At 34.4% G+C, this 7887-nt stretch carries 7 protein-coding genes; 2 read left to right on the top strand and 5 right to left on the bottom strand.

All coding sequences use genetic code 11. The features are described 5' to 3' along the window. The first annotated feature begins 443 nt into the window (after nucleotides 1-443). Nucleotides 444-929: an arsinothricin resistance N-acetyltransferase ArsN1 family B gene (locus BZG01_RS20095; protein ID WP_101311633.1), complete on the top strand. Its 486-nt coding sequence runs from the start codon at nucleotides 444-446 to the stop codon at nucleotides 927-929. A 191-nt stretch (nucleotides 930-1120) separates the two neighbouring features. Here BZG01_RS20095 and BZG01_RS20090 read toward each other — a convergent pair whose 3' ends face one another. Then, a complete protein-coding gene (locus tag BZG01_RS20090) occupies nucleotides 1121-3064 on the bottom strand; it encodes a Na+/H+ antiporter NhaC family protein (RefSeq protein ID WP_101311632.1) in 1944 nt (647 codons plus the stop codon). 147 nt (nucleotides 3065-3211) lie between these two features. Here BZG01_RS20090 and BZG01_RS20085 point away from each other — a divergent pair, with 147 nt between their 5' ends. After that, nucleotides 3212-3805 (top strand): YqgE/AlgH family protein, encoded by a 594-nt coding sequence (locus BZG01_RS20085; RefSeq protein WP_101311631.1) that lies wholly within the window; start codon nucleotides 3212-3214, stop codon nucleotides 3803-3805. 20 nt (nucleotides 3806-3825) lie between these two features. Here BZG01_RS20085 and BZG01_RS20080 read toward each other — a convergent pair whose 3' ends face one another. From BZG01_RS20080 to BZG01_RS20065, 4 genes are read right to left on the bottom strand one after another with little or no spacing between them, the layout of a single operon-like run. Further along, the gene (locus tag BZG01_RS20080; protein WP_101311630.1) at nucleotides 3826-4683 is read right to left on the bottom strand and encodes an aminotransferase class IV; all 858 of its coding nucleotides are present in this window, start codon (nucleotides 4681-4683) and stop codon (nucleotides 3826-3828) included. Nucleotides 4684-4685: 2 nt separating this feature from the next. Continuing rightward, nucleotides 4686-5183 (bottom strand): D-glycero-alpha-D-manno-heptose-1,7-bisphosphate 7-phosphatase, encoded by a 498-nt coding sequence (locus BZG01_RS20075; RefSeq protein WP_101311629.1) that lies wholly within the window; start codon nucleotides 5181-5183, stop codon nucleotides 4686-4688. Between the two features lie 3 nt (nucleotides 5184-5186). After that, entirely contained in the window at nucleotides 5187-5792 is a 606-nt protein-coding gene (locus tag BZG01_RS20070) for a rhomboid family intramembrane serine protease (RefSeq protein WP_101311628.1), read from the bottom strand. A 10-nt stretch (nucleotides 5793-5802) separates the two neighbouring features. After that, nucleotides 5803-7887 carry an OmpA family protein gene (locus tag BZG01_RS20065; RefSeq protein ID WP_101311627.1) on the bottom strand — a complete coding sequence of 695 codons (2085 nt, stop codon included), beginning with the start codon at nucleotides 7885-7887 and terminating at the stop codon, nucleotides 5803-5805.

The following is a 7887-nucleotide window of genomic DNA, read 5'->3' as shown; positions in this document are numbered from 1 at the left end:
GGATTTAGGTTTGTTTAATATGTCGAATAAATATGTACTGTTACAAAATTAATTTGAAATCGCCGTATACGAGAGTACGTACGGTGGTGTGAGAGGGCGAGGGAGTAATCCCTCTACCTACTCGATTGTATGTTATTGTAACTTAATGCAATGATTAAGATTCCAAACGGTCATTGATTTTAATATAGGACAATATTAATTATTACTTATTTACTACATAAGTATTCACCCTATTAGTGTTTTTATTTGTCCTATATATGTTCGGGAGAATCTATAGGGGAAAATTCCGGATATTTTAGTTAGTGATTGTTGGATGCAATGTGGTAATTCTAGACAACAAATCAATTCTAAAAGGGCTCCAAAATATACTGGGGTAACAGCCATTTCGAAAGAGATGGCTTCTCTTTTTTTGTATCTTTAAGGCGAACCAAAATTTAGCTTTTATGATAAAAAATGTATGCTTTTCTGATGTTGAAGACATCTGTAAAATCTATAATCATTACGTGAAAAATACTGTAATTACTTTTGAGGAAGATGAAGTTTCTCTCAAAGAAATGGAATCAAGAATTTCAAGTATTACAACAAAGCTGCCATGGATCGTTTTTTCTGAAAATGGAAAAATGTATGGCTATGCTTATGCGAGTGAATGGAAATCAAGATGCGCTTATAGATACTCGGTTGAAACTACGGTTTACCTGCATCCTGATGCCAGAGGAAAAGGAATCGGTACTTTGTTGTATCAGGAATTAATAAGAAAGCTGTCAAAATTAGAGTTGCACGCAGCTATTGGTGGCATTGCTTTGCCAAATGATGCCAGTGTTGCATTGCATGAAAAAATCGGCTTCAAAAAAGCAGCGCACTTTAAGCAGGTCGGATATAAATTTAATAAATGGGTAGATGTCGGATATTGGGAATTGATATTGAAATAGTTAATAATTGTTAAAAATTATGATTCCATACCACCTTTTTATAAATAAAGTTGTCTTTAATGTATAGAACTTTTAGTTAGTGTTGGTTTGATACATTGTGGTTAGTGGTATAATTGTCAGATATGATAATTGCAAATCAGCATAAAGTTTACTCCCGGCATATTTAGTACCCACTATTATATGTCGGGCTTTTATTCCGTTTTACTTCCAACATACTTCACAATTAAATAAAGACATACAAAGCCAACCGGAACTAAAATCCAGGAAGAAACTCCGTAGGCTGCAGGAAGTAAACCTGCAAAAACAGAAACGATACCTACTGTTAATGCATAAGGCAATTGTGTTCGTACGTGTTCAATATGGTTACAGGAACTGGCCAGGGAACTGAGAATGGTTGTGTCGGAAATTGGCGAACAATGATCACCCAAAACAGAACCGGCTAATATAGCTGAAACGGTAATGTAGAAAATGTTCATGCTTTCAGGATCATTCATTCCGGATGAATGGCACAACGCCCATGATGCTGGCAATATTAAAGGATAAAGAATTGCCATAGTTCCCCAGGAAGAGCCCGTTGAAAATGCGATTAATGCTGAAAGTATAAATGTAAAAGAGGGCAAGAGAATTGGTGAAACATTACTTGCAATTAGAGTATTCGAAATAAAATCAGCAGTATGCATGTCTTTAGTGATGTCAGCCAGTGCCCATGCAAGAACTAAAATAAGAATTGCTGTCAACATGCTTTTAAAGCCTCCAATCAGAGCCTCTACGGCTTTAGTTAAGCTAAGTATCCTTTGCCCGATAGTAAGTGCCAAAGCGACCAAAACTGCCGAAAGAGAGGACCACAAAAGGGCAAGGTATGAATCTGAAGCTCCAATAATGTGAGAGAGTTTTTTACCAAAGGCAAGATTTGTATCGTTCCAAATAGTTGCATCCCAACCGGTATAAATTAAACCTGCAAATGTTCCTAAAATTACAATTAAGACTGGTATGCCAGCATTGTACCAACGGGTAGGAGTGTTTTCATCAATTTGAATTTCTTTTAATTCAGATGATACAACTTCGTTTTCCAGAGATTCCGGTTCTAATTCATGCCTGCATTTTTGTTCCGCTTTTAACATGGGGCCAAAATCCTTTTTTAAAACCACAAGCATCAAAATAAAAAATAGGGTGAAGAAAGGGTAGAATCGTGTGGGTAAAGAATTGAGAAAAATACTGTATGGACTTTCATCTATATTTATTTGAACCGCAGCGGATTGAATGTAGCTTAATTCGATACCAATCCAGGTTGTGATCATTGCGATCGATGCCACCGGAGCAGCCGTTGAATCAACTATATAAGCAAGTTTTTCTCTTGATATTTTTAATCTGTCGGTAACAGGGCGCATTGTATTTCCAACTATTAATGTGTTCGCATAATCATCAAAGAAAATAAGAACTCCTAAAAGCCATGTTACAAATTGTCCAGATCCCGGACTGCCGGCGAATTTCGAAAGTTTATTTACAATTCCCTGCATACCTCCGTTTTTGGTAATTAAATTAACCATTGCACCTATTAACATTGAAAATAGAATAATGGAAATATGACCCGTGTCAGCCAGAGAATGAAGAACATATGTATCTGAAATAGCAAATATGGCTTTAAAAAAGGCTGAAAAAACAGAAGCTTCCTGATACGAATAGATTAATAATGTTCCGGAAAACAGACCTACGAATAAAGCAGAAAATACTTCTTTAAAAAACAGAGCCATAAGAATAGCTATCAGTGGTGGAAGTATAGAGAGCCATAAAGGAATTGGATTTATTGTATTTGTGAAGGTTTTGTTTTGGAAGGAGATTTGAAATTCTTTTTTTTCTTTAAAAGTATAATGAAAAACAACTTGTTTCCCTTCAATTATTGCCGCTGTATTCTGGTTATTTACTTGAATCCAAAGACTGTCATTCTCACTAATAATTCTACTCGTATCATCTATTGAGATTGCAATTCGTGTTGAAATATTTGCGATAATAATTTTAGGAAGTTCAACCTGTAGTTTATCCTGCGCTTTAGTAGTTGCATTGCCGGAAGAATATGCTAAAAAGGGAATTAGGTTGATAAGAAATATCAGTAAGATTAAATAAATTCGTTTGTACATGAAGTTAGTTTTAGGGTGGCTCTAATATAATAAATTTGCAATCTTTATGCTAATTGAATTGATTAGGTATAGTAAATTCCTAAATAATAAAATTCTTTTTTTACTCAGCAAAATTGGTTATTTTGGAAGTATAAACAATTGAGAATTATGGTGGACGAGACATCAGATTTTTTTGGAGTTGGAAAGAACAAAATTAATCCAGAGAAGGGAAAAGTGCTGATTGCTGAACCTTTTTTGGAAGGTCGTTATTTCAAACGATCACTTGTTTTATTGGTTGAATGTAACCAGAATGGTGCCGTTGGTTTTGTTCTTAATAAACCAATTAATTTAACTATTGATGAAGTGCTGATTAATATTGCACATTTTGAAGGTGAGGTTTTTATAGGAGGGCCGGTTGATACAAACCGAATTTATTTTCTTCACACAATACCTGATTTAATTCCGGACAGCATTCATGTATTTGAGAATCTATACTGGGGAGGTGATTTTGTAATTTTAAAGAACTTGATTGAACAAAAGGTAGTTCGTCCCGATCAGGTTCGGTTTTTTGCAGGTTATTCCGGTTGGAGTATTGGACAGCTCAGCGATGAAATTAATGAAAATTCATGGTTGGTTAGTCAGCTTGGTGTTCAGGAAATAATGAATTGTAATAACGAAAGATTGTGGGCACAATCCTTGCGGCGTATGGGAGGAAGATATAAAATGTGGTCTAATTTCCCCGAAAATCCGGGTATGAATTAGTTGTTTAGTTAAATTCGGGTTTATCTCTCATTAAATGCTCTTCGGTTTAATTCCTCAATTAAAAGTTTAGCTGTTTTATTAAAATACCGTCTTTCCTGATAAGCAACAACCCACTGAATACCACTAATTGCATTGGTTAGGAATATTTCATCGGCAGCCAAAAGATTTTCAGGATTTAAAACGCAATCATCAAAAACAGTAATGTTTAAATCTACTGCTGTTTCAATAACTTGTTCTCTCATAATTCCGGAAACACCGCCATTTTCATTCGAAGGAGTCATTAAAATCCCATCTTTCATTAAAAACAGGTTTGAACTGATACTTTCAACAACATTTCCTCTGTCGTTAAGTAGAATACAATCATCCCAATTCTTTTTTTTACGATAGTTTGTAGCCAGAATAAATGGCAGTGAATTTCCGGTCTTAAATCTTGATGTGAGGTTGGGAGATTTCCTCATTTCCTCATAAATTCCAACTTTTAATCCTTTTCGGTTTAGTACGTAATGATCATGATCTAAAGGAGAAGTTTCTATCAAGTAGGAAATAGAATTATCTGTTGGTGTGTATAAACCACCATCTTTTCGGAAAACGCTTAATCGAATTCTAGTGCCCGCAAATGCTTTATTTTTATGGATTAAAAAGGTGATATCTGTTTTAATTTTTTCACGGAATCCATGAGGAATAATCATACCCAAACATTCCATTCCATTAGTCAACCTATTAAGATGTTCAGGAAGAAACTGAATTTCAGTTCCGTTGGCATGAATGGTTTCGAAAAGTGAATCACCATAACGGAAGGCACGATTGCCTGCTCCAAAAAGTAATTCGTCTTTGGGGTATAGTTTACCGTCTAAACAGATTTTTTCAGTTGTATTCATTTTTATATTTCTCCCTTTACTATCTGATCACAATAAATACTGATGTTTTCATTGGATTTAATTTTTATTCCCTTTATTCCGGCAGCTTCTGCAGCCTGAATATCTCTGGTACTATCTCCAATCATATAGGATTTAGAAGCATCAATATTAAAATCGGCAATGGCTTTTTTTATGAAAAAAGGACTTGGTTTCCGGCAATCACACTTTGCTATACTTTCGTGATGAGGACAGTAGTAAATCTGTTTTATGTGGATATTTTTTTTCGCTAAAACAGAAAGTAAATGGTTATGAAGTATCTCTACATCAGATTCAGAATAGATTCCTTTAGCAATACCACCTTGATTTGTTACAATAAATAAAATATATCCGGCTTCCGAAATTTTTTGCAGGGAAGGAATAATGCCTTCATTAATTTTAAAATCTTCTGTTTTGTATATATAATAATGTCCTTCGTCAGAGTTTATAACACCATCACGATCAAGGAAAAGGGCTTTTTGCATGTTCTAAAAATTGAGAATCTGCTGCAAAAATAAGGAGAATAATTGGGGTTTAATAAGGATTGGAAATAGAAATCCGAAAAGAGCTCCGTAGAAATGGGCGCTGTGACCAATATTGTCTAAATTTTTCTTGCTCATATAATACGAATAGTACAAATAGCCTAAGGCAAAAATGATTCCCGGAATCGGAATAAAAAACATGAAATAAATGTTTTCTAAAGGAGCAAAGAAGATAGCAGCAAAAACTACTGCAGAAGTAGCACCTGATGCACCAACAGCATTGTAATGATAGTGCTCTCTGTGTTTTTTTAAATCGTAAAGAGTAGAAAATACAATAGCGCCAATATACAACAGAATAAAATAAAGAATCGCTGAAGCCCCAAAATAGTAGTTGAAATAAGTTTCCAGTACTCTTCCAAAGAAAAATAGCACAACCATATTCACCAATAAATGATCCCAATTAGCATGAAGAAAACCATAGGTAAGAATTCGATACCATTGATTTCTTTTAAGTATTTGGTAAGCATTAAACTGGTATTTGTACAATAACTCAACCTTATTAAAGGCTGCGACTGATATCAAAACAGTAATGGCAATTATTATAATGGTCATTGTTTAAAGTTTAAAATGCTTCAGTTAGTTTTACGACTAAAGCTGATCTTCCGGAATTGTATCCGGCTGATTTGTATTGAATTCGGTTTGGAGTTATGCCTTTGGAAATAATATATTCGGAGGCTGTTTTTGCTCTTTGTTCGCAAATTATGTTGTTCTCTTTTTTCCCTTTATCCTGATTTGTAAATCCATTAATTTCAATGGAAATATGTGGATTTACTTTTAGAAGACCGGCTAAATTATTCAGCTCCATTATTGTGTTTTCTTTTAATTCCCACGAACCCGCATCGTACTCTACTCCATATAGTTCCATATCTTGATTGGTAGAAAATTTTTGAAGTTCGATTTGCTCAAATTTTGCCGATTGATATTTATAATTGTTGATTACTTTGGTGAAATAACCATCTTTTTGGATAATGATATCGTAAGCTTTTGAAGGATCAATTTCTTGTTCAAAATCACCATATTCATCAGTTACACAGAAAGAATTACTCTTGTAGGTCTGGTTAATTATCTGAATTGATGCTTCTTCAACAGCATGAGCGGAAAATTGATCTATAATATTCCCTTTGAATTTAACCCAATGGATTGTATCCATAGAAATATTTAATTGTTTGGGAGTTGTTTGTTCGTCGGGAGCAAAATAGAGAATTCGTTTTATTTTGTAACCGGGTTTACTAACAATTAAACTATAATTTTTACCTTTAAAAATATCAAAAGAAAAAAGCCCGTTTTCATCAGTTAGAGTTGATTTTTCTTTGGATAAATTCTCCATAAGAATAACTTCAACATCTTTCAAAGCACTCTTATTAGTACTGGCAAGTAATCGTCCACGCAGATTTTGTATTTTTTCCGGATTTTGTTTGAACTCAAAAATATCATCACTTCCATTCCTGTTGGAAGAGAAATAACCAACTTCTTTGTTTTTCCTGATCAGATATCCAAAATCATCTTTTGAGGAATTGAAAGGAGGTCCTAAATTAACCGGATATGTCCATTCGTTTTGCTCAAAAATTGATTTAAAAATATCTAAACCTCCGAAACCTATATGACCGTCGGAAGCAAAATATAAATAGCCATCTTCGGCAATAAACGGAAACATTTCGTTGCCGTCGGTATTAATGGTAGGGCCGCAGTTAATCGGTCTGCTCCAGCTGAATCCAGACTTTAGGCAAACATAAATATCTGTGCCTCCGTAGCCACCGGCCATATTCGAAATAAAATAAAGATGTCTTCCGTCGGGAGAAATACTCGGATGCCCCATGGAATAAGTCTGACCTGAAAATTGAAATATTTCAGCCTTATCCCAATCTGTACCATTGTGTCTTGAAGTGTAAATATTTAATTCCGATTTCCCCTCCAGATTCAAAGTTCCTTTGTTTCGGGTGAAGAAAATAAATTTTTCATTTGAGCTAAAGCAGGCTGGCCCTTCATGATACTTAGTGTTGAAATCATCAGAAAATGGCTCTGGACTTAAATAATTATCTCCTGATTTTTCTGAAAAATACATGTCCAAAAAGTATTCTCCGCTTCTGCCATCAATTTGCTTAGAAGTATTATTTTTCCGCCCGGAAACAAAAACAAGTCCGTTTTTATAAAATGCCGACGCAAAATCGGACTGTGGAGAATTAATTGAAAGTGATTTTATGGAATACAAATGATCATCTTGTAATTCCTTAATTAAATTACAGGAAAGAATCAATTTGCTTACATTACTGTCTTCAGGTTTTAATTCGGCATATTTTTTGAAAAAAACTTTTGCTTTTTCATAGTTGCGAACTCTCTTTAAGAGATTTGCATAATGCAGATAGTCTTCAGCATTGGCTTCCGAGCTGGATGCAATATTTTCCAGTAAATAATTTGCTTCGGTATCTTTTTGTATTTGAAGATAACAATCGGCAAGTTTTCTCTTTATCTTAACGTCTTCAGAATTTTCGAGGTATTTTTCGTAGTAGTAGGTTGCAGCGGCAAACTCTTTGTTATTGTACAACCGATCGCCTTTTTGTACCTGCTGATCCTGAGCTAAGGATGCAGAAACACCCGTAAGAACAAATACAAGAATTAACAGAAAATGTAAGATTCGACTTCTATTCAT

Source organism: Labilibaculum manganireducens (genome assembly GCF_002843385.1).
Taxonomy (GTDB): domain Bacteria; phylum Bacteroidota; class Bacteroidia; order Bacteroidales; family Marinifilaceae; genus Labilibaculum; species Labilibaculum manganireducens.
Note: the sequence above shows the minus strand (reverse complement) of the source record. Positions and strands in the feature narration are given on the sequence as shown.

Coding starts and splice junctions, on each gene's coding strand:
- BZG01_RS20095 (WP_101311633.1), top strand. CDS start 444: ATGATAAAAAATGTATGCTTTTCTGATGTTGAAGACATCTGTAAAATC.
- BZG01_RS20075 (WP_101311629.1), bottom strand. CDS start 5,183: ATGCAAAAAGCCCTTTTCCTTGATCGTGATGGTGTTATAAACTCTGAC.
- BZG01_RS20080 (WP_101311630.1), bottom strand. CDS start 4,683: ATGAATACAACTGAAAAAATCTGTTTAGACGGTAAACTATACCCCAAA.
- BZG01_RS20090 (WP_101311632.1), bottom strand. CDS start 3,064: ATGTACAAACGAATTTATTTAATCTTACTGATATTTCTTATCAACCTA.
- BZG01_RS20085 (WP_101311631.1), top strand. CDS start 3,212: ATGGTGGACGAGACATCAGATTTTTTTGGAGTTGGAAAGAACAAAATT.
- BZG01_RS20070 (WP_101311628.1), bottom strand. CDS start 5,792: ATGACCATTATAATAATTGCCATTACTGTTTTGATATCAGTCGCAGCC.
- BZG01_RS20065 (WP_101311627.1), bottom strand. CDS start 7,887: ATGAATAGAAGTCGAATCTTACATTTTCTGTTAATTCTTGTATTTGTT.